This is a genomic window from Sphingobacterium thalpophilum (assembly GCF_901482695.1).
Lineage (GTDB): Bacteria > Bacteroidota > Bacteroidia > Sphingobacteriales > Sphingobacteriaceae > Sphingobacterium > Sphingobacterium thalpophilum.
In genome coordinates this window covers 5,699,677-5,724,726 of record NZ_LR590484.1, presented here as the reverse complement: position 1 = coordinate 5,724,726, position 25,050 = coordinate 5,699,677, and the positions used below count along the sequence as shown (strand labels likewise).

At 43.9% G+C, this 25,050-nt stretch carries 21 protein-coding genes; 9 read left to right on the top strand and 12 right to left on the bottom strand.

Going from position 1 to position 25,050, the window contains the following annotated elements; genetic code table 11:
- Positions 1-19: 19 nt before the first annotated feature.
- The gene (locus tag FGL37_RS24345; protein ID WP_028068542.1) at positions 20-733 is read right to left on the bottom strand and encodes a DUF4397 domain-containing protein; all 714 of its coding nucleotides are present in this window, start codon (positions 731-733) and stop codon (positions 20-22) included.
- Positions 734-938: 205 nt separating this feature from the next.
- Positions 939-1,163 carry a hypothetical protein gene (locus FGL37_RS24340; RefSeq protein ID WP_138097068.1) on the bottom strand — a complete coding sequence of 75 codons (225 nt, stop codon included), beginning with the start codon at positions 1,161-1,163 and terminating at the stop codon, positions 939-941.
- 139 nt (positions 1,164-1,302) lie between these two features.
- Here FGL37_RS24340 and FGL37_RS24335 point away from each other — a divergent pair, with 139 nt between their 5' ends.
- Positions 1,303-1,674, top strand: a complete 372-nt coding sequence (locus FGL37_RS24335) for a YkvA family protein (RefSeq protein WP_028068541.1) — start codon at positions 1,303-1,305, stop codon at positions 1,672-1,674.
- 132 nt (positions 1,675-1,806) lie between these two features.
- On the opposite strand, the gene purH is transcribed toward FGL37_RS24335, so the two are convergent.
- The 6 genes from purH to FGL37_RS24305 form a co-directional block, all read right to left on the bottom strand.
- A complete protein-coding gene (gene purH / locus FGL37_RS24330; RefSeq protein WP_028068540.1) occupies positions 1,807-3,333 on the bottom strand; it encodes a bifunctional phosphoribosylaminoimidazolecarboxamide formyltransferase/IMP cyclohydrolase in 1,527 nt (508 codons plus the stop codon).
- A 113-nt stretch (positions 3,334-3,446) separates the two neighbouring features.
- A complete protein-coding gene (locus tag FGL37_RS24325; protein ID WP_028068539.1) occupies positions 3,447-4,085 on the bottom strand; it encodes a uridine kinase family protein in 639 nt (212 codons plus the stop codon).
- Positions 4,086-4,122: 37 nt separating this feature from the next.
- Complete coding sequence (locus tag FGL37_RS24320) at positions 4,123-5,040, bottom strand: LysM peptidoglycan-binding domain-containing protein (protein WP_028068538.1); 918 nt, start codon at positions 5,038-5,040, stop codon at positions 4,123-4,125.
- An 11-nt stretch (positions 5,041-5,051) separates the two neighbouring features.
- Positions 5,052-5,807, bottom strand: coding sequence for a hypothetical protein (locus tag FGL37_RS24315; protein ID WP_028068537.1), 756 nt, complete (start codon positions 5,805-5,807; stop codon positions 5,052-5,054).
- 114 nt (positions 5,808-5,921) lie between these two features.
- Complete coding sequence (locus FGL37_RS24310; RefSeq protein ID WP_028068536.1) at positions 5,922-7,514, bottom strand: OmpP1/FadL family transporter; 1,593 nt, start codon at positions 7,512-7,514, stop codon at positions 5,922-5,924.
- A 71-nt stretch (positions 7,515-7,585) separates the two neighbouring features.
- Entirely contained in the window at positions 7,586-8,704 is a 1,119-nt protein-coding gene (locus FGL37_RS24305) for a hypothetical protein (protein ID WP_037532157.1), read from the bottom strand.
- A 178-nt stretch (positions 8,705-8,882) separates the two neighbouring features.
- On the opposite strand from FGL37_RS24305, the gene proS reads away from it, so the two are divergent.
- From proS to agaR, 3 genes are all read left to right on the top strand, one after another.
- Positions 8,883-10,355, top strand: a complete 1,473-nt coding sequence (gene proS / locus FGL37_RS24300; RefSeq protein ID WP_028068534.1) for a proline--tRNA ligase — start codon at positions 8,883-8,885, stop codon at positions 10,353-10,355.
- A gap of 13 nt (positions 10,356-10,368) precedes the next feature.
- Positions 10,369-11,157 carry an NAD-dependent epimerase/dehydratase family protein gene (locus FGL37_RS24295; RefSeq protein ID WP_028068533.1) on the top strand — a complete coding sequence of 263 codons (789 nt, stop codon included), beginning with the start codon at positions 10,369-10,371 and terminating at the stop codon, positions 11,155-11,157.
- Between the two features lie 231 nt (positions 11,158-11,388).
- A complete protein-coding gene (gene agaR / locus FGL37_RS24290) occupies positions 11,389-12,150 on the top strand; it encodes a transcriptional repressor AgaR (protein ID WP_028068532.1) in 762 nt (253 codons plus the stop codon).
- Between the two features lie 72 nt (positions 12,151-12,222).
- Here agaR and FGL37_RS24285 read toward each other — a convergent pair whose 3' ends face one another.
- The 3 genes from FGL37_RS24285 to rpoN all read right to left on the bottom strand — a co-directional run bounded on the left by FGL37_RS24285 (position 12,223) and on the right by rpoN (position 15,799).
- Positions 12,223-13,299, bottom strand: coding sequence for an agmatine deiminase family protein (locus tag FGL37_RS24285; RefSeq protein ID WP_028068531.1), 1,077 nt, complete (start codon positions 13,297-13,299; stop codon positions 12,223-12,225).
- Positions 13,300-13,376: 77 nt separating this feature from the next.
- Positions 13,377-14,252, bottom strand: a complete 876-nt coding sequence (locus tag FGL37_RS24280; RefSeq protein WP_028068530.1) for a carbon-nitrogen hydrolase — start codon at positions 14,250-14,252, stop codon at positions 13,377-13,379.
- Positions 14,253-14,332: 80 nt separating this feature from the next.
- Positions 14,333-15,799 carry an RNA polymerase factor sigma-54 gene (rpoN, locus tag FGL37_RS24275; protein ID WP_028068529.1) on the bottom strand — a complete coding sequence of 489 codons (1,467 nt, stop codon included), beginning with the start codon at positions 15,797-15,799 and terminating at the stop codon, positions 14,333-14,335.
- A gap of 380 nt (positions 15,800-16,179) precedes the next feature.
- Between rpoN and FGL37_RS24270 the strand changes: the two genes are divergently transcribed.
- Complete coding sequence (locus FGL37_RS24270; RefSeq protein WP_081817771.1) at positions 16,180-18,618, top strand: penicillin-binding protein 1A; 2,439 nt, start codon at positions 16,180-16,182, stop codon at positions 18,616-18,618.
- A gap of 89 nt (positions 18,619-18,707) precedes the next feature.
- On the opposite strand, the gene FGL37_RS24265 is transcribed toward FGL37_RS24270, so the two are convergent.
- Entirely contained in the window at positions 18,708-19,031 is a 324-nt protein-coding gene (locus FGL37_RS24265; protein WP_028068528.1) for a GIY-YIG nuclease family protein, read from the bottom strand.
- 101 nt (positions 19,032-19,132) lie between these two features.
- Between FGL37_RS24265 and FGL37_RS24260 the strand changes: the two genes are divergently transcribed.
- The 4 genes from FGL37_RS24260 (at position 19,133) to infB (ending at position 24,977) form a co-directional block, all read left to right on the top strand.
- Positions 19,133-19,909 (top strand): XRE family transcriptional regulator, encoded by a 777-nt coding sequence (locus tag FGL37_RS24260; RefSeq protein WP_028068527.1) that lies wholly within the window; start codon positions 19,133-19,135, stop codon positions 19,907-19,909.
- Positions 19,910-20,052: 143 nt separating this feature from the next.
- A complete protein-coding gene (rimP, locus tag FGL37_RS24255) occupies positions 20,053-20,517 on the top strand; it encodes a ribosome assembly cofactor RimP (RefSeq protein WP_028068526.1) in 465 nt (154 codons plus the stop codon).
- A 7-nt stretch (positions 20,518-20,524) separates the two neighbouring features.
- Positions 20,525-21,766, top strand: a complete 1,242-nt coding sequence (nusA, locus tag FGL37_RS24250; RefSeq protein ID WP_028068525.1) for a transcription termination factor NusA — start codon at positions 20,525-20,527, stop codon at positions 21,764-21,766.
- Positions 21,767-21,869: 103 nt separating this feature from the next.
- Positions 21,870-24,977, top strand: a complete 3,108-nt coding sequence (gene infB / locus FGL37_RS24245) for a translation initiation factor IF-2 (protein WP_028068524.1) — start codon at positions 21,870-21,872, stop codon at positions 24,975-24,977.
- The last annotated feature ends 73 nt before the right edge of the window (positions 24,978-25,050 follow it).

Here is a 25,050-nt window from a genome sequence, read left to right as displayed (position 1 = left end):
TATATAGAAAATGGGATCTTTAATTCGCTCCTGGGGACACCACACCAATGTATAGCGGTGTTTTCTGATCGTTCGCCTTACCAATCAGAATTAATGTATAGTAGTGATTTTCCATCAATTTCACATCTTTTCGAGTAGCAATGCTTTTACCTGTTTTATCTTTGACCGTCAGCGTATAGGTACCGCTTTTTTGTGCGATGAATCCTTGATGGGCAGTTGCAGAAGTCTGCGTTTCTTTGGATCTATTGGACCATTCCGCTGGTGATGCTTGGTCACCTATTTGCAGGGTTACCTGATCAGTGCCTTCCGCAAGGTTGAAGAATCGTACGCCTGACTCGGTATTTTTTATATCTTTATTGACACGGTCTGTCGTGATTACCTGAGCTGGTTTTTCTTTGTTTCCGTACACAAATGACGTGTACAGCGTGCTGTCCTTGATCGTTATTGTCGTATCCAGCAAAACGTTGTTATATTCCGATGAAATGGAGATTCTTCGTGTTCCGGTAAATAGGAATACTTGGTTGTAACTTTTGAAATTTAAGGGATAGTAAGGTTGTTGAATATACCCCCCATCTGCATAATAGATTACCGCGTTGGCATCACTATAGCCATTCACCATGGTGAATACGCCAGTTGGAATGTACTGATCATTATCATCATCTTTCAGACAGCTGGATAGCAGGAATGTTGCGACTGCGATTGCAATAAAATTAAATAATCTATAGTTTTTCATAATCGTGTAATATTAAACTTTTGTTAATCGATGAACACATTGCGTTTGTGTTGTCTATTATACGGAGGTAAGTAACACTTTGCTACAACAAAATGCAAAAATAATAAAATTGTGCCAACCAGATTCGGCTTCGTATATATCGGAGCGTGTCGCTATCCACTCGTAGCCTATCGAACTGCGTTACAGACTGTTCGTAGCCAAAAGCTTAAACTCTGTCTGGCCTGACTTCGGTGTTGCTTCGGGAAACCTTCGGGCGGCCTTCGAGATTGCTTTGGGACTGCTGCGGTACAGGTTTGGCATAACTCCGACTATCCTTTGACGTGGATTCGTCATTGTACCGAAGCGCTGCCAGCGAACGGTACAGGAAGTGCCGGAGGAGGGCCGATGATACTGCAGAGATGATACGGCGCTGTTCCGAATCGTTCCCCAACCGTTCTCGGATACTGTACGGGCTTTAAGGGACTTGGGGGGAGTTGAGGGGAGTTTAATGGGACCATGTTGATTGAAACGGTATTGTCGTGATTAGGGCACGGGCTTTGCTATTTAAAAAAATATGATAATTTTGAGTTATGAACAGCAGAATGAAAAAGATGGCCAAAGGACTGTTTGAGCAGTTTAGACATCGGAAGATAACCGAAACAGAATTGCTACAGGCCGAATCAAAGGCAAAAAATCTGGGAAGTTACGTGGGAGATTTTAAATTGCTGATTGCCATGTGCAAAGATGTACTCAGCGGTAAATATAAAATGAATAGCTGGAATTTGACCATTATTATTGGGACGATTCTATATGTGATCTCCCCTGTGGACGCTATTCCAGATTTTATTGCGGTTGGCGGCTGGCTTGATGATGTTGCGATTGTGGCTTATGCCATGCGAAAGCTTTCGGAAGAAATAGAGCGGTATAAGCTGCAAAAATTGGTTGCAAAACAGCAAAACTAAACCCTTAGCTTTGCATCAGCAGCAACTGCCACCGGGATCGCCTATTGCTGCTTCAAAGCCATGCAGAATAATATATTCAGAAACGAAAAGAGCTACTTAATAGTCCAATCAGTAGCTCTTTTTTAGTGTGATTTAATGTTTAAAATGTCTAACTCCTGTGGTAACCATCGCAATTCCCTTTTCGTTGGCCATATCGATGGACAATTGATCTTTGATGGAACCTCCGGGCTGCAATACCGCAGCGATACCTGCCTCAGAAGCGATTTCAACACAATCTGGGAAAGGGAAAAAAGCATCTGATGCCATAGAACAGCCTTTAAGGTCAAATCCAAAAGAAACAGCCTTTTCAATAGCTTGTTTAAGAGCATCAACACGGGATGTCTGTCCTACTCCCGAGGCTAGCAAAGTACCGTTTTTGGCAAAAACGATCGTATTGGATTTGGTGTGTTTGACAATTTTATTGGCAAAATATAGGTCCTCAAGTTGTTCAGCTGTAGGTTTGATTGTCGTTACGGCTACCATTTGTTCTGGGCCTTCTACTGTATGGTCTTTATCCTGCAAAATGACACCATTCAATAACGTTTTGAACTGCTGTGCCGGTAACTTGACATCTTTACGGACGAGGATTATTCTGTTTTTCTTTGCAGTCAGTATAGCAATCGCTTCGTCTGTGTAAGATGGTGCGATCAATACTTCAAAAAATAATTTATTGATTTCTTCTGCTGTCTCTTTGTCCACCTGTCCGTTGGTAATAAGGACGCCACCAAATGCGGACACCGGATCACAAGCCAAAGCGTCTATCCAGGCCTGTTTAATTGTCGGCCGTGAGGCAACACCACAAGCATTAGTATGTTTCAAAATAGCGAAGGTAGGCGCTTCGAACTCATCGATCAAAGCTACTGCGGCATCTACGTCAACAAGATTATTGTAAGAGAGTTCTTTGCCATTTAATTTGTCAAACATTTTGTCCAGATCGCCAAAGAAGACCCCTTTCTGATGCGGGTTTTCGCCATATCTTAAGACCTGTGCCTTTTGCTCTGACTGTTTGAATACGTCTAGTGGATTGTCCTGATTAAAATAACTGAAAATTGCTGTGTCATAATGAGAGGAGGTGTTGAACGCCCGTTTTGCAAATTCTTTACGCTGTTCCAAAGAAGTAGTTCCATCTTGGCTTGCCAAAATATCTTCCAGTTCCTTATAATCATTTTTGGAAGAGATAATAACGACATCGTTGAAATTCTTTGCTGCAGCACGGATCAACGAAATACCTCCGATATCGATTTTTTCAATAATATCTTGTTCTGGTGCGCCTGAAGCTACGGTTTCTTCGAATGGATACAAATCCACAATAACCAGGTCGATTTCGGGTATCTCATATTGAGCTAGCTGCTGCTGATCTGACTCCAGCGGGCGACGTGCCAAGATTCCGCCGAATACTTTGGGATGCAGGGTCTTAACACGACCTCCTAAAATCGAAGGATAGCTTGTCAAGTCTTCGACAGGGACAACATTTATACCTAAATCTTTGATAAAGGTTTCTGTCCCACCAGTAGAATAGAATGTGACACCGTATTTGTTTAATAATTCAACTAAAGGAGCGAGGCCGTCTTTATAATAGACTGAAACCAAAGCATTTTTAATCTTTACAGGATGGTTCATTATGATGGATTTGTTTCGTGGCGCAAAGATAAGAATTTAAAACCTTGATGTCAATAAATCAGCGCTTTTAAATCCACAGGGCTTATCCTTAAAACAAGCCCTAGGGATTGCTGTTATGCCATATGGAGTTTCGATTTCAGTTCTTCCGATATCTGGTTCGTGATCTCCCAGATAGGCTCAGGCTCATCTGTGTTATTAAAGATGACTTGATCGCAGGAATCCTGATACGGCAATAAATATTCGTTATAGGAGGGAAGCACATGATTCACCCACTTATACATCACATCCTCTTCAAAATAACCGCGTTCAACCAGATCCCGGTGCAGGCGTCTTCGAAGGGCGATATCCTGATCGGCGCTTAAAAATATTTTGTGGTCAATCAGATCGTTGATCTCTGTATAATAAAAAATAAACAGTCCCTCAATAATCAGGATGGGGGCTGGCTTTATTTCCAGTATCTTAGGAGTGAGTGCGGGATTATTAAACGTATATTCCTCTTTATATATTGTCTCACCGTCAAAGAGCGCTTTGATGTCTCTATAAAAGGCATCGCGGTCTATTGACGTTGGAATATCAAAATTGTAGAGTTTGTTCTCTTCTTGGGTCTTTGTATTTGCAGGAATATAATAATCGTCCTGGGAAATCAACGTCACCTGGTCTTTTTTGAAGTGCTTCAGAAAACTATTTAAGAAAAATGTTTTTCCCGAGCCACTGCTTCCGGCAATCCCGATGACATACGGTTTGTTATCCATTCTTATTTTGCTGTATGCGCTAGTTTAAGTATTTGAGTTAATTTTCTAAGGGTAGCCCATAAGCAATTTCTACCTGAAAACGTTTGTCCAGGGCCCCAATGCTTGCGGCTGCCGATTTGGATAACACGACGATGGCATTTTGGTTTTCGGCGTTATCGTTAAATTTTCCGACTACTTTAGCATACGTAACACTTTTGGTCATCGGATTGGTAATTTTCAGGATGGTACCCACGGGAGCGCTTTTGTGTAAAGCCAAGTTGCTTGTGCCCTGAGATGACAAACCTTCAATCCATACACCGATTCCGCGCTCTGACTTTTCGCGTATGCCATATCGGTTGGTGGTAATCTGATTTTCTTCTTTATCATCTTCACCGGTAGAATCTGGTGTGACCACCTCTATTCCTTTGGGTTCCACGAGTTTGGGTCTTTCGGGTGGCAACGGTTCGTTTGGAATCATCAATTTCATTCCGCCGCTGATAATATTATTCTTGAGATTGTTGGCTTTTTTGATGTCCTCCACGCTGATGCTAAATCTCTTGGAAATAGCATAAAGCGTTTCCTTCTCACCGACAATATATTCTGTAAAACCCTGCTGCGGATTACGCGGATTAAGGGGGATATTGTCCATTGGAGATTTGCTACGGGCGGGAGCTGGCTTTCGTCCTGTCGGTACTTTGACAATCTGGCCAATGCTCAATGTACCGTTACCGTTGATCTTTGTGAGCTGGCTGACGGTAGTCCTGTACCTTTTGCTCAACTGGTAATAATTGTCGCCTTTTTCTATTTTAAACAGGACGTACTCTTCACCATTGATGACGTCAGTTCCAATGGAATCGGGTGCCGCTGTCAAAGATGGAAACCTGAAATTTTTCGCTTCAAGATGTTGAAAAGCGAGCATAGTCATCGATAGCATAGCTATCTTTTTATATGTATTTAATTCGAATAAAACTTTCATATATTTTGCAATTATACTAAATACGAAACAAACTCCCGTTTATTGTCTGTCAAAAGGAATATTTGTTTGCCTACCATAAAATAGATACTGAAAAATTTTAAAGATAGCTGTGATACGACAACTGCGGACTCAAGCAGCTCATCTTTTGTGGACCGTACTATCCGGATCTGAAAGTGATTGTTATTAGTTTTTTCATAGAAAGCCCAAATAAAATAATCATTCAATACATTTATCCAGACTTCATCATCCATGGTGAAATCTGCTAAAAATTGAGGTATTTTACCGTTGTAGATTACAGGATAGACTATAGATGAGTCAAATGGTTTAACGCTGCGGTCGTTTTTTGCTTCCATGGTCATCGTATTCAGGTTCAAAAACTGTTGCAGACCATCTTCAATCATTTTGGGCCGGAGAATAATCCTTTGGTCGGCCATGCCAAGAAAAATATAGTTAAACCAGGTTTCCTGCTGCGTCGGATCGTAACAATCGACGACCTGTATTCCGGCATCGGAAGGTGAATGGCTAGAGATCTTTTTTAATACTAGTTTTTGGCATTGGATTCCAGCGAGTACCCATTCTTTGCTGATACCTCGGAAGTCCCGAAGTACCTGATCCCCCTCAAAGGTAATGACGTTAAAATATGGAAACGTATCATCGGGGTTTCGCGTCTCTATAGCGATCAATCTATGGGTAGCATCGACTTCAATCCGCCAGATGGGATAGGTAAACAGCGCATTGAATGCTTTTGAAATTATCTGATTCGCCATGTGAAATTCAACCAAGGCGACAAATTTACTAAAAGCTTTTAGAATAATGCCGCTAAAAAAACAGATTTAAAGAAAAACGCCCAGACATGCTGGACGTTTTTCTTTAAATCTGTTTTAAAATTTCGAACCAATTGTCAGGACAATATTGGTACGTTGATTTTTGATATCTGCAGCAGGGCTGGCCGTATTCCAATAATCTTCGGCGATAAGATAAGGTTTTTCTTTGTAATTGACTGCATTATAAGCGCCCGTCAGATCAATATACATCCCGCGGCCCAGTTTTGCGCCGATTCCCAGCGAAGCGGTATAGTTGGTGTAATCCGCATTTTTGTAAGGATTGCCGCTATAATTAAAACCAGCCCGTCCACTGAACACATTGTCAAACAGAATTTCGCCACCGATGCGCGCATTAAAAGCGCCTTGGTAGTTCTCTTTGATATTCTGATTCATAGCTGTTTCCAGCGCTTTATTGCTCGTTCCGGCGTCTCGGAAGCGCATAGCACCATAGTCAACCCATTCGACATCGGCGGTGAGCAATCCTCTGGAGAACAGCTGACTTGCACCCAAAGAAAGTCGGTAAGGCGTATTCATGTTATACTCAAGATAGCTATATCCAGCGTCATCACTGGTCCGATACTCCTTGAACGATGTATTTTCATTTTTATTAAAGTAACGGAATTCGGAGTTGCTGTAAGATTCATCGCGGATACTCATGAAGGTTGGTGTTTTGGCCGTGAATCCCATGCTAAACGTCGGTGTAAACTTGTAGATCATACCCAATTTGAAGTCTATTCCGGTACCGTCACTGGCTTGAACGTAATCGTCAAATAGCTCATAGTCCACGCCGAGCATTTTATATTTGTTGGTATTTTTAGGGTCTAAGAAGTCAGAGCTGGGGTTGACCTTTTTCAGCTGTTCAGCAGTCATCGTCTGTCCGTATTCGGTGTACCAGCTTGAATTGTCATAGGTAAAAGCCGTAAAACCAAGAGCGGCTCCCAGGTATAATTTATTGCTATAGTTTGCGCCAAAGGATAATACGGACTCGGACTTACTTCCTTTTTCCAGTATGGAGTTTACTTGGTCAAAACCCTGTTTACCATCATAAAGACCTCCGACAGAAATGGGTCTATACTGCCCTGCATTATTTGGATCCACGTCGAAAAGCAAGGAATTATTATATAATTCCTGCCCCCAGCCACGCATACCATCCGGACTGGATAAGCGATCGGAGTATGCGTTCGTGATTGAGCTCGTATTATTGACACCCCGATATTCGAGCAGGTTGTTGTATACATAATTCCGGTTATAAGCGATACCGACATTAAAATTCAGCCAGCCTTTGTCCAGGTTGCCCCCATTGCGGTAGGTGGGCAAGTGGAAAACGATCCCGGCATTGTCTAAGTTAAAATTATTTTTGCTGCTGTTCGAATTTTGACCGAAATATTCTGTTTTGTTTTTGTTATTTAGGTAGCGGCCAGTGACGGAAATGTCCGACTGGTTAAAGTATCCTAGGCCAGCGGGGTTACTGGTGATTGAACTAATATCGCCTCCCAATGCGGTCGATGCGTTTCCCATCGCCTTAAAACGAGCGGTACCGCCATTATCCCCTTGGGAAAATAAGAGTACATCTTTCGTATATTGTGCTTGAGCTGTTCCTGCTGCGCCCATTAAAAATGCAGTTCCAAAAAGTAATTTTCTGATTGTCATAAGCTAAAATATCGTCTTTAATAAGCAGTAGCACACATTGTCATGTATGCTACTGTAAGTCATTTTTGTTCTTAGCGTGTACGTCCGCCGCTTGACCTTGTACTGCCCCCACCGGAGAAACCGCCACTCGATCTGCTGCTGCCGCCACCGGAAAATCCGCCTGAGGAACGAGTTGGTCCAGCATCATAGCTTCTGGTTGGCGGCGTATAGGATGGCCGCGAAGTGGAGTTTGGATAACTCGAACGTGTCCTTGTCTCCATGGACCGGCTTGTTGGACGATAAGCATCGGAACCAGTACGGGTCCTTGAAGTTCCGATGGAGCTTCTTGTGCTTGGGTAAGCGCCATTGGATCTGTCATAGGTCCTGCTGCGGCTACCTTCGTTGTAACCTCTACTTATTGTACCATCTGATGTTCTTGTACGTGTGCTGCTTCTGTCATAAGAACCGCCACGTGTCACCGAACCGTTGGAGGTGCGGGTCCGTGCACCTGTTACTGAAGTAATACGTCCTCTGGAATCACGCGCTACACCAGTGCGGTCATAACTTCCTGAGGTACGGGTTCTTGCCGAGGTGGTGCGGACATTATAACTGTCTCTATAAGACGACCGGACAGATGCATATCTTGGTCTGGATACGCCCCAGTAGCTGCCGCCCCAATAGCCGTTGCCATACCAGCCAGAACCCCAGTAACCACCGTACCAGCCTCCCCAAGGTCTATAGCCGTACCAAGGTGATCCCCAACCAGCCCCCCAGCCCCAGCCAAAGCCAATGGACCAGGACGAGCCCCAGCCGGAATTCCATCCCCAGCCTAAACCAAAGGATGGCCCATAACCATACCAGCCTCCAAGACCATAGCCATACCAAGGGTCGAAGAATGGATCAAAGTATGTCATGCCCGGTGTCGCATAGTAGAAGCGGTTGATACGATTGGCATATTCAAGATCTTCGTACGAATCATCGTTATACTCCTGATCTGAATATTCATCATCATAATATCCGCTGCCAGCCTGGCCTCCCTGTTGATCCGCATCGGTATAATAGTAGTCTGGACTTTGGTAGACTTTCTGTCTAGCCTGTCCACTACTGCCATAGACATCGTCGCCATAGATTTGCCTACTTGTACCGCAGGAACCTAACATAAATGCTCCTGTCATGGCAAGTGCTCCGATAAATAATCTATTTTTTTTCATAATATCCTAAATCGTTATTTTCGATTATACAGCCTTATTTACTATCTTAGACGCAAATTTCTCAACGGGGTTTAATCGAAGTAATCAAAAATACAAATATTTTTTATTGAACGCTTTCCGTGATAGGAATACAGACGAGATTTAACGTAATAATGTTACAATATTTTATCAATTTTATATGAGTAAAGGAATTACAAGTCGTGCAGAAGACTATTCACAATGGTACAATGACCTTGTGATCAAAGCTGATCTGGCGGAATATTCAGCTGTACGGGGATGCATGGTGATCAAGCCATACGGGTACGCGATCTGGGAAAGAATGCAGGCAATCCTGGACAAGAGGTTTAAAGAGACAGGTCATAGCAACGCTTACTTCCCTTTATTCATTCCGAAATCCTTTTTTTCGAAGGAGGCTGCGCACGTGGAAGGTTTTGCTACCGAATGTGCTGTCGTAACACACTATCGGCTGAAAAACGATGGAAATGGAAAAATTGTCGTGGACGAAGAAGCGAAACTTGAAGAGGAGCTTATCGTACGTCCTACTTCTGAGACCATCATATGGAATACTTACCGTGGCTGGATCGAGTCGTACCGTGATCTGCCAATCTTGGTCAACCAATGGGCAAATGTGGTTCGTTGGGAAATGCGTACGCGTCTTTTCCTGCGCACGGCGGAGTTTTTATGGCAGGAAGGACACACTGCACACGCCACTAAGGAGGAAGCGATTGAGGAAACCGAACGCATGCTCGAGGTCTACGCCACATTTGCCGAGAACATTCTGGCTGTGCCTGTAGTCCGTGGGCGCAAAACCGAAAACGAGCGTTTTGCTGGTGCGCTGGATACCTATTGTATCGAAGCGCTGATGCAGGATGGTAAAGCCTTACAGGCCGGAACATCTCATTTTCTAGGCCAGAATTTTGCCAAGGCTTTTGATGTCAAATTTACATCCAGAGAAGGTAAACTCGAACATGTATGGGCGACTTCCTGGGGGGTCTCGACGCGTCTTATGGGAGCACTCATTATGGCCCATTCAGACGACCAGGGGCTGGTGCTGCCTCCAAAATTAGCACCAGTTCAGGTGGTCATCGTTCCGATCTTCAAAACAGAGGAGGAAAAAGCCCAGATCGATGTATTTGTACATCAGCTGACCGCCGAGCTAAAAGGAAAGGATGTTTCGGTGAAATACGATGACCGAGACACCCAGCGTCCGGGCTTTAAATTTGCGGAATGGGAACTCAAAGGAGTGCCGTTGCGGGTTGCCGTCGGAACCCGGGATATGCAGAATGGAACTGTTGAACTGGCGCGCCGTGATACACAGACCAAGGAAACTGTGGCTCAAGCGGGACTGGCTGCGACTATCGAACAGCTGTTGGAAACTATTCAGGAAAATATCTATCAAAAAGCACTGGATTACAGGGATGCCCACATTACGGAGGTGAATTCTTACGAAGAATTCAAGGAAGTACTGGAAAGCAAAGGCGGCTTTATTTCTTGCCATTGGGACGGTACTGTCGAAACTGAGAAGCGGGTGAAAGAAGAGACCAAGGCAACCATCCGCTGTATTCCTTTGGATGCGAAGGAAGAAGAAGGTATCTGTATTTTCACCGGAAAGCCTTCAAACAAACGGGTGTTGTTTGCGAAAGCATATTAATTATTTGTCTGGTATGCGGATACTCATTTTAGGTTGCGGGTGGCTGGCCTCAGCTTTTGCTATGGAGCAGCGGCTCCGTGGGCACGAAGTGTGGGCGAGCACGACGAACAAGGAAAAATACCATCGGCTCAAAAACGATGGTATTTTTTCGTTTATCGCCGACTTTGACCATTCTGACTTTAGGGATAGCGTAGCGATCCCACGAGAGTTTGATTTTGTGCTGAACAGTGTCCCTGCCAGTCAGAAAAATGATCTTGCCACTCTCCAGAACCGTTTTTTGAATATCCAGTCTTTTCTCAGCAACCTGCGGTGGAATAAACACGTGTTTTTAAGTTCAGTTGGGATTTATCCCGACCAGGACGGGTGGTTTGACGAAAAGTATAATGAAAGGAGCAAGCTCTCAGAGAAGCTGTTGGTGGCGGAAGAATTGATGCTGAATCTGTCACATACCTGTGTTTATCGCCTAGGAGGTTTATTTGGTCGGAACCGGATATTCGCCAGGTATTTTTCGGACCGAGTCTGTACAACAGCTGAGCAGGTGGCCAATTTCGTGCATCTGGAGGATGTGATCCGTCTGATCGATCTGGCTATGGTAAACGATCTCCAACATCCTGTCTATAATGTGGTCGCTCCCATGCACCCGGCCAAGAAGGAAGTAATCTTAGCTTCCGCTGGAAAGTACGGCTTCGAGCTGCCCGTGAAGTTTGAAACGGTGGCGGATTTCCAAAAAATGGTGAGTGGCGAATTGCTTAGCGGTGAACTCAATTACCGTTACATCTGGCCCGATCCTGTTGACTTTTAGTCCGAGCCGTTTTATCGGTTATTGTATGTCAAAATTAATTTTACGTTTTCGGGTTATAAATACTTAAATAATTTCATTATTTTAACGCCGGTTCTATGGTGGTAAACCGAAGTGACAGAACCTCGTACCTGACGGGATTGCAGCGGATGTGTGGATGATATTTCCTGATCTGGCATCATCGCGCCCATTTAGGCGTATCAAAATGGATACTTTAGCATATTATTATACACCATGACAAATGTAGAGCGACATCAATATATTTTAAAACAGTTAAAAGAAGTAGGTATTGTACAGGTGGTGGATCTCTGTGAAGAGCTGGGGGTATCCTCGGTGACCATCCGCAAAGACCTTACCCTGCTGGAGGAAAGCGGTTTGCTATTCCGTACCCACGGTGGGGCGACTCAGTACAATCCGTACACCACCGACAGGACGGTATTCGAGAAAGAAAAACTCCGTTCTGACGACAAAAATAGGATAGGGAAGAAGGCCGCCGAAATGATCGAGGAAAATGATTCTATCATTATTGCATCCGGAACGACGATGCAATCGCTAGCCAGGCAAATCATGCCCAAGGGTAATATTACTGTCGTCACTTCTGCCCTAAATGTTGCCATGGAGCTTATTAAGTATCCCTCCGTTGAGATCATGCAGATGGGCGGGACGCTTCGCAAAACATCGACTTCGGTAACAGGTAAGTATGCTGAAAACCTATTGCAGGATTTTTACTGTAGTAAATTGTTTCTAGGAGTGGACGGTATTGATCTGGACTATGGTGTATCCACTTCGAGTGCACAGGAAGCACAATTGAACCGTATTATGATCGATACTGCGCAAAAAGTGGTGGTGCTGGCTGATTCTTCTAAGTTCGGACGTCGCAGTTTTGGCCGGATATGCGGTTTTGATAAGATCGACGTGCTAATAACCGATGATAAAGTAAGTGCAGGCTTTGTGGAATCACTGGAAAAAGCAGGTGTGAGTGTTATTGTCGTTTAATGGGTAAATAGGTGTCCTGATACTGACAAAAACAAGGGCGTCCAATCTTTTTTGGACGCCCTTGATATTTATTTAACGTATGGCCGGTTCCTGCTGACTCAGGCAATGAAAGCTGCCGAGGCCCCAGATGATATCGACAGAGTTAATGCCGACGACTTTTCGTGTAGGGAAGCACTTCTGGATGATATCCAAAGCGCGCTGATCATTGCGGTCATTGAAGGTCGGTACCACAACGACTTCGTTGGCAATATAAAAGTTGGCATAAGAAGCGGGAAGCCGGGTGTCTTCATAGATCACAGGCGACGGCATGGGCAGTTCAACAATGTTGAGCGGATTCCCATTCAACAATGTGAAAGAACGGAGGGTCTGCAGGTTTTCCTGAAGTATGGCATAGTTCTCGTCTTCAGGATTTTCTTCGACCACGGTCAAAACGGTATGCTCATCCACAAAACGGGTAATATCGTCGATATGGCCGTCAGTATCGTCGCCTACAATACCGTCGCCAAGCCAAAGAACCTGCTCCTGTCCATAAAACTCTTTTAAGTAAGTTTCGATCTGTTCTTTGTTTAGCTGAGGATTGCGATTTTTGTTGAGCAGACAGGCAGTTGTTGTCATGATTGTCCCTGCACCGTTGAATTCGACGGAGCCGCCCTCCATGACAATATCGGGTGTAAACAGCGGGTAATTAAATGTTTGAGCAATACGCGTAGGGACCACGTCGTCCAGATCAAATGGGGGGTACTTTCCGCCCCAGGCATTATACCCCCAGTCGACAACCGCCTTCTGTTGGGTGCTGTCATTGACGAGGAAAGCAGGTCCATGATCGCGGCACCAGGCATCGTTGGTCGGATTAAAATAGAACTCGATATTGGAGAAGTCTGACGTGACTTGCTGCAATGCGGCCAAAGCAAAGCTTTTCATTTCCTCATCGGCCACGTTAATTCGAACTTTCTGTCCTGCGGCCACTACCTTGATGAATTCGCAATAAGGATGATATATGGTTTCGATTTTTCCGGGCCACGATTCCTCTTTATGTGGCCAGCTCAACCACAGGGCTTCCTGTTTTGCCCATTCGGGAGGAAAGGAAAAACCCTGTTTCTTGGGCGAGTTGTCAAAGTATGCTTGTGTGAATGTATTTTCTTGTTCCATGCTAAAAAAGTAAAAGCCATTTTAATCCGTTCCTCCGGTTTAGAAGTACGCAAAAAAATGGCCTATATGATTTTATATTAATCCTCGTCGATAAAACGTTTGGTTATTGGCGAATAAGTCTCTATTCTGCGGTCTCGCAGGAAAGGCCAGTGCTTTCTGAAATAATCCGATTCGCTAAGGTCCAGTTCGACCACTTCCACTTCTTCTTTATCGTGTGAAGCAAGGTAAAGAATTCTGCCCTGTGCATTGGTGACAAAGCTTCCGCCCCAGAATTTCATGGCGCCGTTCTGCTCAAAGCCTACACGGTTGACAGATACTACGGGTACACCATTCGCCACTGCATGCGAACGTTGTATCGTCTGCCATGCATTGTATTGATCTTGGTTTGTATCCTCGTCCTGGTCTGTTGCCCAGCCGATCGCAGTAGGGTAAAAGAGGATTTCTGCACCCATCAGCGCTGTTATTCTGGAGGCTTCGGGGTACCATTGGTCCCAGCAGATCAACACACCGATCCGGCCAAATTTTGTTTTGAAAACTTTATATCCCAGATCGCCGGGGGTGAAATAGAATTTTTCGTAAAATGCGGGATCATCAGGGATGTGCATTTTACGGTATTTTCCTAAGTAGGAGCCATCGGCATCCAATACAGCTGTGGTGTTATGGTAGAGGCCTTCAGCTCTTTTTTCAAATAATGAAGCGATGATAACGACTCCTGTTTCTTTTGCCACAGCGGAAAGCGCATCTGTCGATGGTCCGGGGATAGATTCAGCTAGTGCGAAATTGTCATAATCTTCGACATCGCAGAAATATAAAGAGGTAAAGAGTTCTTGCAGGCATACAATTTGTGCGCCCTTTGCAGCGGCTTCTTTTACTTTGGTGATCGCTTTTTCGAGATTATCCTGTTTGTTTGCGGTACAGCTCATCTGTACGACTCCAACGTTTACTTTGCTCATTCCTTCATGCTTATTTAATTCAAGCACAAAGATACTATTCTTAATTCAGATTTGGCAGATCGCAAAAGCAAAAAGAGCTCTTAGAGCTCTTTTCGTAATCTTGCCACAGGAATGTTGAGTGCTTCGCGGTATTTGGCCACGGTACGTCGGGCAATGTTATAGCCTTTTTCCTTGAGGATCTCAGTTAATTTTTCGTCTGCCAAAGGTTTGCGTTTATTTTCCTTGGCAATACATTCTTCCAATATTTTCTTGACCTCTTTGTTGGATACTTCCTCTCCAGAATCTGTTTGTATGGCCTCTGAGAAAAAGGACTTCAACAGGAATGTGCCGAATTCGGTCTGCACATATTTTGAATTTGCCACACGGGAGACGGTGGATATATCCATGTCAATTTTGTCGGCGATATCTTTTAATATCATCGGCTTTAATTTGCGGTCATCACCTGTCAGAAAATACTCATACTGATATTCCATGATTGCATTCATCGTTTTGAGCAGGGTCTGCTGCCGCTGCTTAATGGCATCTATGAACCATTTGGCCGAATCGAGTTTCTGTTTGACGAACTGCACAGCTTCTTTCATTTTTTTGTCCTTTTGATCAGACTTTTCATAATGTTCAAACATGTGCTGGTAATCACGGCTGATTCGAAGCTCGGGTGCATTACGTCCGTTGAGTGTCAAATGCAGTGTGCCGTCGTTGTTGCTGATATGGAAATCGGGGATGATGTGGAGCTGTTTGCCCGCTACCGCGCCAGAATCTCCGGGTTTGGGGTTTAGTTTTAGTATTTCATTGACGACGTTTTTTAAATCTTCGGATGAAACACCCAGTGATTTTTCCAGCTTGTCGTAATGTTTTTTGGTAAATTCTTCCAGATAATCTGCGACAACCCTGATGGCCAGCTTGATGGTTGGGCTGTTAGGGTCCTTTTTCTGTAGCTGGATCAAAAGACATTCCTGCAGATCTCTGGCACCTATGCCGGCAGGTTCAAAGTCCTGTATGACCTTAAGCATCTCAAGTACCTCCTGTTCGTCGGTCATGACGTTTTGCCCGAAAGCCAGGTCGTCCACGAGGTTGATGATGGGGCGCCGGAGGTAGCCATCGTCATCGAGGCTGCCTATGATCTGCTGACCAATCAAAAAGTGTTTGTCATCGAGAGCCAGCAGATCCAGCTGTTCTTGAAGCTGTTCGTAAAAGGAATGCTGAATGGCAACGGGCATTTCCTTGCGGTCCTCGTCATCGTCGCCATAGTCATAGCCATTTCCGTAGTCTTTATAGTCATCTTCCTGGATGTAATCTTCCAGGCTGAGGTCATCCGAATCAAATCCTTCTTCGTTATCAAAGTTGTCATCAGGATCTTTGTCAGGATACTCTTCTATAGGGTCGGTCATATTAGTCAAGCTACCATCTTCCAAAGCGGGGTTTTCTTCTAATTCTTCTTTTATTCTGGCATCTAAAGAAACTGTGGGTACCTGCAGCAACTTGATAAACTGAATTTGCTGAGGTGACAGTTTTTGTAATAGCTTTTGTTGTAATGTCTGTTTTAACATGCTAATAGTTGACTAGTTTACATCTAAAATTAAGCAAATATCATTATTATTTTAGAATAAAATAGATAATAAATTAAAAGTAGGTATAATATTTGTGGAACCTGTCGACTTGCTTCCTTATGAAGAAAAAGCTGTTCCTCCTTTTTTTTACGCTTTCTGGCTGTCTTATATTGTTTCCGGATTTAATTATGTTCTGCCGTTTTTACGTTTGCAAAATCACAAAGAAATGCGTATTTTTTATTGTTAAAAAATGTAAATACGTGATTGGAGAGATTTATTTAGTTGTATATTTAGCCCCTGAAACATGTGAAGCAGCATATCGAGCGGCAGTAAAACCTTTTGTCGATCCGGTGTGTTGAATATAAGATAAATTTCCATTTATGTTCAGACGTATTAAGAATAGGGTCGTTCGTTACCTCGTTATTGCAATATATTTCGTAATCATCCTGATTTGTGCCATACAGCTTAACTTTCTGTGGCTTTTTGGCTACTCGCCAACGAAAAAGGATATCATTATGCCCAGCGTTAATATCTCGACTGAGCTCTATACGGCTGACAGTGTTCTGATAGGCCGCTATTTTGATGAGGACAGAAATCCAATCCCTTTTGACAGTATTCCAAAAACAGTGATCAATGCACTGATTGCTACGGAAGACGTACGTTTCTATAGCCACAATGGGGTCGATTTTCTAGGTTTGGGTTCAGGAATAGTCTCGACATTGAAAGGGGATAAACGAGGGGCGAGCACGATTACACAACAACTGGCGAAGAATCTGTACCGCACCCGATACAATAAATCCGGTGGGCTGCTGACGCGGTTGCCCGGCGCAGGACTGGTGATTACGAAATTCAAGGAATGGATGACAGCCTATAAACTGGAGCAGCGATACACAAAAAATCAGATATTGGAAATGTATCTGAATACAGTGTCTTTTAGTAACAATGCTTACGGTATAGAGACGGCCGCAAAACGTTACTTTTCGAAAAGGGCTATTCAGCTGGACCAGAATGAAGCTGCGGTATTGATCGGCATGCTGAAGGGAACCACACTCTATAACCCGATCCGTAATCCTGAAAAAGCGTTTGATCGCAAAAATACAGTTTTGGGTCAGCTTTATAAGGCCAATTTCCTGAAAAAGGCAGAATACGAAAATTTGATCAAAGAGAAAATTGTACTGCATACCAATAATCAAGAAATTAATGCCGGGGGCGATTCTTACTTGCGGACCGCTGTCGCCAAATGGCTGGAGAAATGGTCGGAGGAGAATAACTACGATATCTATACTGATGGTTTGAAGATCTATACTACCATTAATTCAAAACTTCAAAGACATGCGGAAGCGGCTGTTGCAAAACAAATGGCGGAGTTACAGCAGCGTTTGAACAACACCTGGTCGGGGCAGGAGCCTTGGCGTGACCTTTCGGGCAAGGTAATTCCAAACTTTTTGGACAATCTGGCCAAAAAGACACCTTATTATGCGTATTTAACCAGAAAATATCCAAATAATCCGGACAGCATCAATTTCTTCTTGAACAAAAAGAAAAAAATGGAGGTCTATAACTGGAAAGACGGTGGAAAGATCGAAAAAGAAATGTCTACAATGGACTCTTTGAAATATTATGCGATGATGCTCAATGCAGGCATGATGTCAATGGATCCCTATTCCGGCGAAATTAAAGCCTGGGTGGGGGGGATCAACCATGAATATTTCAAATATGACCACGTTATGCAGGCTAAGCGGCAGGCAGGCTCGACATTCAAGCCTTTTGTATATCTGGCAGCATTGGAATCGGGAATGTCACCATGTGATAAAATTACGGACAAGCCGGTCACCATCAAGATTGATAAGGGAGATTCCATAGAAGTATGGGAGCCTAAAAATGCAGACTGGAGTTTTTCCTACCGGGAAATGACTCTGCGGCATGCCATGGCACGTTCTATTAACTCAGTGACCGTGCAGTTAACGGAAAAGGTGACGCCGGCTAAAGTTGTCGACGCGGCGCAGCGCTGCGGTATTACGAGCAAACTGAACCCCGTGGCGTCGGTTGGTCTGGGGCCAAACGATGTTTCGGTATTTGAAATGGTGAATGGTTATGCAACAATGATGAATCATGGGGAGCGTTTGACACCGGTTCTCGTTTCAAAAATCGAGGATCATGACGGTAATGTAATCGCCACATTTCAGGCAGAGCGCAAACAGGTTGTTAATAAGCAGGATGCCTGGCTGATGACTTATATGCTCAGAGGCGGAATGGAAGAACCGCGGGGCACGTCCCAAGGGTTGTGGGAGTGGGATCTCTTTGATAAGGAAAATGAAATCGGTGGTAAAACGGGTACGTCGTCAGAATATGTGGATGGCTGGTATATGGGGGTGACCAAAGATCTGGTCACTGGTATATGGGTTGGCTGTGACGAGCGCAGCATTCACTTTAAGAATTCGCATACTGGGGAGGGTTCACGTACCGCTCTGCCTATTTTCGGTGTGTTTTTGGAGTCGGTTTATAAAGATAAGCAACTCGGTTATGTACAAGGGAAATTTCCGGCCCCAACTGTGGATATCACCAAACCTTATAAGTGTGAGACACCGCGTTATAGTGATCCTGAGCCGGAGCAGAGCGACTCGACCAATACGGATGAACAGGTTGATGAAGGTTTTATAGGACCAGAAGAAGAAGGTGCAGAAGAGCAGGCAGCTGGACAGCATAACAGCGGCGGAGATAACGGAGCTTCGGAAAGTACGGATCAGCAGGGTGGTCATTCCGCAGATACCGGAACACATCTGCCATCTAGGGAAAATATGGGTCCACAGGGGGTGTAAAACGGGATACACGAATATATAAGGCTGCCTGCCGAACGCAGGCGGCTTTTTTCGTTTTCAGGCAGGTTTATCAACTAAGCTAGGTGGTATTAAGCTGCGTAATGTGAGGTGCTTTTCGGGTATCCTTGCTGCGGCTGCTGAAACAGATTGTTCCAGTTCGGATTGTGTTTACGGATGATTCTTTCGATCTGCATTCTGGTAAATCGCTGCAGTTCCTGTATTTTTTTTCGGGCTGCTCCCAAGCTGGGAAATGTTTCACAGTAAATGATACGGGTTAAATCTGGGCCCTGCTGAAAAATAAAATTACTGGATTGCTGCAGCTCAATGGCTGTACGTATAATGTTGGATGTGAAGTCGATTTTGAAGTGATTTCTATTGTTATCAGTCAATATATATACAATAAAATTACCCATAATGCTAAATTATTTGGATGTTTAAAATTTATTTACTAATTTTATTGGCACAATATTACTAATAAAATTAGTTTTTGCAAAATATTTTTTGAAAAAATAATATGTCAAATATTTCGTCCAACCTGAAATTCCTTAGAAAAGGAAAGAAACTTACTCAGCAGCAATTTGCTGATATAATGGAAATTAAAAGAGCTTCTGTCGGCGCTTATGAAGAGGATAGAGCTGAGCCAAAATATGAATTACTAAAAAAAATAGCTGAATTTTATGGTTTGACCATGGATGAGCTGGCGAACGATGTAATTGATGAGAAGTGGAAACCGGTGCCCAAAAGTAACGCTTCCAATTTAAGGGTGCTCAGTGTGACTGTAGACGCGGACAACCGTGAGAATATCGAACTGGTGCCTGTTAAAGCGAGTGCGGGCTATTTAAACGGTTATGGTGATCCGGAATACGTGGCAGAGCTGCCTAAGTTTTCGTTGCCTATGTTTGGGCAAGGCACTTTCCGGGCCTTTGAAATAAAAGGGGATTCCATGCTTCCGCTTCCATCCGGCTCGATTATCGTTGCTGAATACGTGGAGAACTGGCATGACATCAAGCCCGGGCAGACCTATGTTGTTGTGTCGAAAGAAGAAGGTGTGGTGTACAAGCGTATTGCTTACAAATTCAAAGAGGATAAGGGGCTGAAACTCGTGTCGGACAACAAAACTTACGAGCCCTATTGGGTGGAGACTTCCGATATTCTGGAGGTCTGGAAAGCTAAGGCATTTATCAGTACGCAGCTGCCGGAGCCGACGCCGGAGCCGACAATGGAGACGCTCACCAGTATGATGGCCCAGATGCAAAAAACAATTAATGCGGTGGTCGACAATTCGAAGTAATTGTCAAATTACGTTGTGGAATTTGCTAGGTATTTGTTTTTTATTTTATAAAGTACTATATTTGCATAATCTGAAAGGAAGGGGGCTTATATTGCCCCCTTTTTTTAATACAATTAATTTTAGCGTTTCTAGCAAGCAGAACAATGCAAGATGTAGAAAAACGAGTTGTCGAACTCATACAAGAAAAGATAGCAGATCGCGAGGATTTGTTTATTGTCAGTGTGAAAATGCATCCAAATAAGATTTTGGAAATTCTTTTGGATGGGGATAATGGGGTGAATATTGATGACTGTGCACAGGTAAGCCGCCACGTAGGGTACCATTTGGAAGAGGAAAATGTCGTTGATAATGCCTATCGTCTGGAGGTTTCATCACCGGGAATAGATGCAAATTTTGTGAATTTGCGACAGTACCAGAAAAATATAGGCCGTACGGTTCAGGTCAAGCTAAATGACAATACAAAAGTTGAGGGTAAATTGACTGCCGTGGATGATACTAAAATTAACGTTCTTCAAAAAATTAAAGAAAAAGGCAAAAAAGTACAAGAGGTGGAGAAAGAGCTTCCTTTTGACCAGATAAAAGCAACAAAAGTGGTAATTTCATTTTAAAAGAATAATGAGCAACAGCAACATCAATCTGATAGACTCTTTTCAGGAGTTTAAAGAGTTTAAAAATATCGATAGACCTACAGTCATCACCGTATTGGAGGAGGTTTTTCGCAGTATGATCCGTCGTCGTTTCGGTACGGATGAAAATGTGGACGTCATCGTGAATCCGGACAACGGAGATTTGGAAATCTGGAGAACGCGTGTCGTTGTGGAGGATGAATTTTCGGAAGATGATGATCTCGAGATTGAGCTGGCGGAAGCAAGAAAGCATGATGAGGATCTGGAAGTAGGCGATGATTTTATTGAACAGATTACATTAGAGAGTTTTGGACGCCGGGCTATTCTGGCAGCGCGCCAAACCTTGGTTTCCAAGATCCTTGAACTGGAGAAAGACGAGGTCTTTAAGAAATACAAAGACAGGGAGGGCGAATTAGTTATCGGTGAAGTCTATCAGATCTGGAAGAAAGAGATTCTTGTACTGGATGAGGATGGTAATGAGTTGATTTTACCGAAGTCGGAGCAGATTCCAGCTGATTATTTCAAAAAAGGGGATGGTATCCGTGCTGTCGTTCATAAAGTGGATATGATGAACAATAATCCGAAGATTATCATTTCACGTACAGCACCGGCGTTTTTGCAGCGCTTATTTGAGCTTGAAGTACCAGAGATTTTCGATGGATTGATTACGATTAAAAAAATTGTTCGTGAACCGGGGGAACGCGCAAAAGTTGCTGTGGAATCTTACGACGACCGTATTGATCCTGTGGGAGCATGTGTGGGTATGAAAGGCTCACGTATACATGGTATCGTTCGTGAACTGCGAAACGAGAATATTGATGTGATTAACTTCACCACAAATCATTCTTTGTATATTGCACGTGCCCTAAGTCCCGCGCGCATCAGTTCCATTAAGATAGATGAAGAGAATAAAACTGCGGCGGTCTATCTAAAATCGGATCAGGTTTCATTGGCTATTGGCCGTGGGGGACACAATATCAAGCTTGCGGGTAAGCTGACTGGTTACGAAATTGATGTTTACCGTGAAAATGATGAGTTCGATGAGGATGTGGACATTGAAGAGTTCAGCGACGAAATTGAAGGCTGGGTTATTGACGAATTGAAACGGGTAGGATTGGATTCTGCGAAGTCGGTTTTATCGTTGAGCGAGGAAGAGCTCGTGAGACGTACCGATCTGGAAGAGGATACCATTCGCGAGATCGTACGTATATTGCAAGCTGAATTTGAGTAAAATTCAGCTTGTCGATTTTTTTCAATCTAACAGACGGAATAAATTGTTTATGGATAGAAAAAATCATATTTTTGTAATTACATTAAAATAGTTTATATTATAGATGACTGAAGGAAAAGGAACAAACTTGCTTAAAGCAGCAAAGGAACTCAACATCGGGATACATACCGCCGTCGAATGTTTAGTGAAAAAAGGATATGATGTAGAAGCAAAACCTAACACTAAACTAAGCGGAGAGATGTATGGTGTGCTGTTAAAAGAGTTTCAGGGAGACAAATCACTGAAAGATGAAGCTAAACAGATCGTTATTGGCAAAATTCGTCGTGAGGAGTCGCCGTCCGCTTCTCCTAAAGAATCATCTAGAAATGACGATTTTGAAGAACATGAGGAGCCAAAGGAAATTTTGGTTAAGAATACTGTAGAGATTCCGTCTGCCAAGGACACTGCTCCAGCTAAACCAGTAGAGGAGCCTGTTCATCAAGGAGGAATGAAAGTGGTTGGCAAAATCGATCTTGACGCCCTAAACAGAGGTGGGAGCAGACATAAAAAAGAGGGGGCTTCAAATCAGGAACCTAACGTTGCCAAAGATACAGCAGCGGAGGCTAAGGCTGATGTAAAAGCAGAAGGAAGAGGTGCTGCCGCGGAAGCAAATAAAGAAGAACCACAGGTTGTCGAAAAGAAACCGGAAGCCGTTGTGCCAGAGGTTGAAACTTCAAAACCTGAAGTAGATAAAACTGAAGTAAAAGCAACTCCGGTTGTAGAGACTAAAACTGAACCTGTGAAGGTAGAAGACAAGAAAAAAGACGAAACAGCAGTTAAAGCTGTAGCAGCAGCTCCGACAGCGGAGCCTGAAAAAAAAGACGAAGATGATATCATTTCTGCCCGTGCAGAGAGATTAACTGGTCCCAAGGTAATCGGTAAAATCGAATTGCCCTCTGCAAGACCTTCTCATAAGCCAGTGGCTTCCTCTTCCAATGCTGGTAACAATAATGAAAAACGTAAGCGTAAGCGTACAAATCCAAATGGTCCAGTGAATCCGAATGCTGGACAAGGTGGTCACCAGAACCGCGGACCTCGTGATGGAAACGCTGGCCGTGATCAACAAAATAGAGGTGGCCATGCTGGAAATACAGGTAATGCTAATAACCGTCAGGGGCAAAATGCACCACATTCTGGAAGACCGGGCCAAGGAGGCAATAGTCAGCATCAAGGTAGGCCTGGACAGGGGGGAAGACCACAGCAGGGACGTTTTGACAACCGAGGAAAAGGAAGACCTGTTGAGAATAAGGAAGAACCTTCTGAAAAGGAAATCCAAGACCAGATCAAGGCAACACTTGCCCGTTTGAGCGGTGCCGGTAAATCTGGTAAGTTTGCGCAGCGTGCTAAGCTGAGACGTCAAAAACGTGATGACGTGGCGCAACATGCTGAAGAAGCTGCAATGGAACAGGAACTGATGGCAAAAGTTCTGCGGGTTACAGAATTTGTAACGGCCAACGAACTAGCTAACTTAATGGATGTGCCTGTTACGCAAATTATTGCAACTTGTATGAGTTTGGGTATGTTTGTGTCCATTAACCAACGTTTGGATGCGGAGACATTAGCCATCGTAGCAGATGAATTTGGTTATCAGGTAGAGTTTATTAAACCTGAGGACGAGGAAACTGCCGAACTGGAAGAACCAGATACAGAGGCGAATCTGATCCCTCGGGCACCTATCGTAACGGTGATGGGTCACGTGGACCACGGTAAGACATCTTTACTGGATTATATCCGTAAAGCAAACGTTACGTCGGGGGAAGCAGGAGGTATCACCCAGCACATTGGTGCATATGCTGTAAAATTAGATGATAATCGCAAGATTACATTTTTAGATACACCGGGCCACGAGGCCTTTACGGCGATGCGTGCACGTGGAGCTAAAGTGACGGATATCGTTATTATCGTCATTGCGGCTGACGATGCCGTCATGCCTCAGACCAAAGAGGCCATTAATCATGCTCAGGCAGCAGGTGTGCCTATTGTGTTTGCCTTTACCAAGGTGGACAAACCGGGCGCAAATGCTGATCGGATTCGCGAGCAACTTTCGGCCATGAACATTCTTGTTGAGGACTGGGGCGGTAAATTCCAGGCACAGGAGATTTCGGCTAAAACAGGTGAAAACGTAGATCTTCTACTCGAGAAAGTTCTTTTGGAGGCTGAAATGTTGGATCTGAAAGCTGACCCTAAGAAACGTGCTGTGGGTTCGGTCATCGAAGCTGCTTTGGACAAAGGACGGGGTATTGTGACGACGGTGCTCATTCAGGGCGGTACCTTACGTGTTGGTGATCCGATTTTGGCAGGTTCCCATTCGGGTAAAGTGAAAGCTTTGACCAATGAAAGAGGCGAACGTGTGAAAGAGGCTGGTCCATCAGTTCCGGTACAAATTTTAGGGATGTCCGGAGCGCCTACTGCTGGTGATAAACTCTATGTATTGGAGAGCGAGTCCGAAGCCCGTACAGTGGCCAACAAACGCCTTCAGCTACAGCGTGAGCAGGGAATGCGTGCTACGAAGCATATCACATTAGATGAGATCGGCCGTCGTTTGGCTATTGGTAACTTTAAGGAGCTTAATATCATCGTCAAAGGGGATGTGGATGGTTCCATTGAGGCCCTGTCAGATTCATTACTGAAATTGTCGACTGATGAAATCCAGGTTAACATTATCCATAAGTCTGTAGGTGCGATCTCTGAATCGGATGTATTATTGGCCTCCGCTTCTGATGCGATCATCATTGGTTTCCAGGTGCGACCAACGCAAAATGCACGTAAACTGGCAGAAAATGAGCAAATTGATGTGCGTTTATATTCTATCATTTACGATGCGATCGAAGAGATCAAATCTGCGATGGAGGGTATGTTGGCTCCGAAATACGAAGAAAAAATTGTGGCTGAGGTTGAAATCAGGGAGACCTTTAAAATTTCGAAAGTGGGTACCATTGCTGGATGTATGGTTCGCGAAGGTAAGATCAGTAGAAATAACGATATCCGTGTCATCAGAGACGGTGTGGTGATCCATACTGGTAAGCTGGCTTCCTTAAAACGTTTCAAAGATGATGTCAAAGAAGTTAGCCAAGGTTATGAATGTGGTCTAAATATTGATCGCTTCAATGATATTCAGGTCGGAGACATTGTGGAAGCTTACGAGCAAGTCGAAGTAAAACGTAAACTGTAATGTGCTTTCCGAATTCGGAAAGACAAGTGGATAGTTTATCTACGGACAGATTTACGACAAGAATAAAAAAGGC

Bases quoted from the DNA above. Each gene is read 5' to 3' on its own strand.
- FGL37_RS24345 (WP_028068542.1), bottom strand. From the start codon at position 733: ATGAAAAACTATAGATTATTTAATTTTATTGCAATCGCAGTCGCAACA.
- FGL37_RS24335 (WP_028068541.1), top strand. From the start codon at position 1,303: ATGAACAGCAGAATGAAAAAGATGGCCAAAGGACTGTTTGAGCAGTTT.
- purH (WP_028068540.1), bottom strand. From the start codon at position 3,333: ATGAACCATCCTGTAAAGATTAAAAATGCTTTGGTTTCAGTCTATTAT.
- FGL37_RS24325 (WP_028068539.1), bottom strand. From the start codon at position 4,085: ATGGATAACAAACCGTATGTCATCGGGATTGCCGGAAGCAGTGGCTCG.
- FGL37_RS24320 (WP_028068538.1), bottom strand. From the start codon at position 5,040: ATGAAAGTTTTATTCGAATTAAATACATATAAAAAGATAGCTATGCTA.
- FGL37_RS24315 (WP_028068537.1), bottom strand. From the start codon at position 5,807: ATGGCGAATCAGATAATTTCAAAAGCATTCAATGCGCTGTTTACCTAT.
- FGL37_RS24310 (WP_028068536.1), bottom strand. From the start codon at position 7,514: ATGACAATCAGAAAATTACTTTTTGGAACTGCATTTTTAATGGGCGCA.
- FGL37_RS24305 (WP_037532157.1), bottom strand. From the start codon at position 8,704: ATGAAAAAAAATAGATTATTTATCGGAGCACTTGCCATGACAGGAGCA.
- proS (WP_028068534.1), top strand. From the start codon at position 8,883: ATGAGTAAAGGAATTACAAGTCGTGCAGAAGACTATTCACAATGGTAC.
- FGL37_RS24295 (WP_028068533.1), top strand. From the start codon at position 10,369: ATGCGGATACTCATTTTAGGTTGCGGGTGGCTGGCCTCAGCTTTTGCT.
- agaR (WP_028068532.1), top strand. From the start codon at position 11,389: ATGACAAATGTAGAGCGACATCAATATATTTTAAAACAGTTAAAAGAA.
- FGL37_RS24285 (WP_028068531.1), bottom strand. From the start codon at position 13,299: ATGGAACAAGAAAATACATTCACACAAGCATACTTTGACAACTCGCCC.
- FGL37_RS24280 (WP_028068530.1), bottom strand. From the start codon at position 14,252: ATGAGCAAAGTAAACGTTGGAGTCGTACAGATGAGCTGTACCGCAAAC.
- rpoN (WP_028068529.1), bottom strand. From the start codon at position 15,799: ATGTTAAAACAGACATTACAACAAAAGCTATTACAAAAACTGTCACCT.
- FGL37_RS24270 (WP_081817771.1), top strand. From the start codon at position 16,180: ATGTTCAGACGTATTAAGAATAGGGTCGTTCGTTACCTCGTTATTGCA.
- FGL37_RS24265 (WP_028068528.1), bottom strand. From the start codon at position 19,031: ATGGGTAATTTTATTGTATATATATTGACTGATAACAATAGAAATCAC.
- FGL37_RS24260 (WP_028068527.1), top strand. From the start codon at position 19,133: ATGTCAAATATTTCGTCCAACCTGAAATTCCTTAGAAAAGGAAAGAAA.
- rimP (WP_028068526.1), top strand. From the start codon at position 20,053: ATGCAAGATGTAGAAAAACGAGTTGTCGAACTCATACAAGAAAAGATA.
- nusA (WP_028068525.1), top strand. From the start codon at position 20,525: ATGAGCAACAGCAACATCAATCTGATAGACTCTTTTCAGGAGTTTAAA.
- infB (WP_028068524.1), top strand. From the start codon at position 21,870: ATGACTGAAGGAAAAGGAACAAACTTGCTTAAAGCAGCAAAGGAACTC.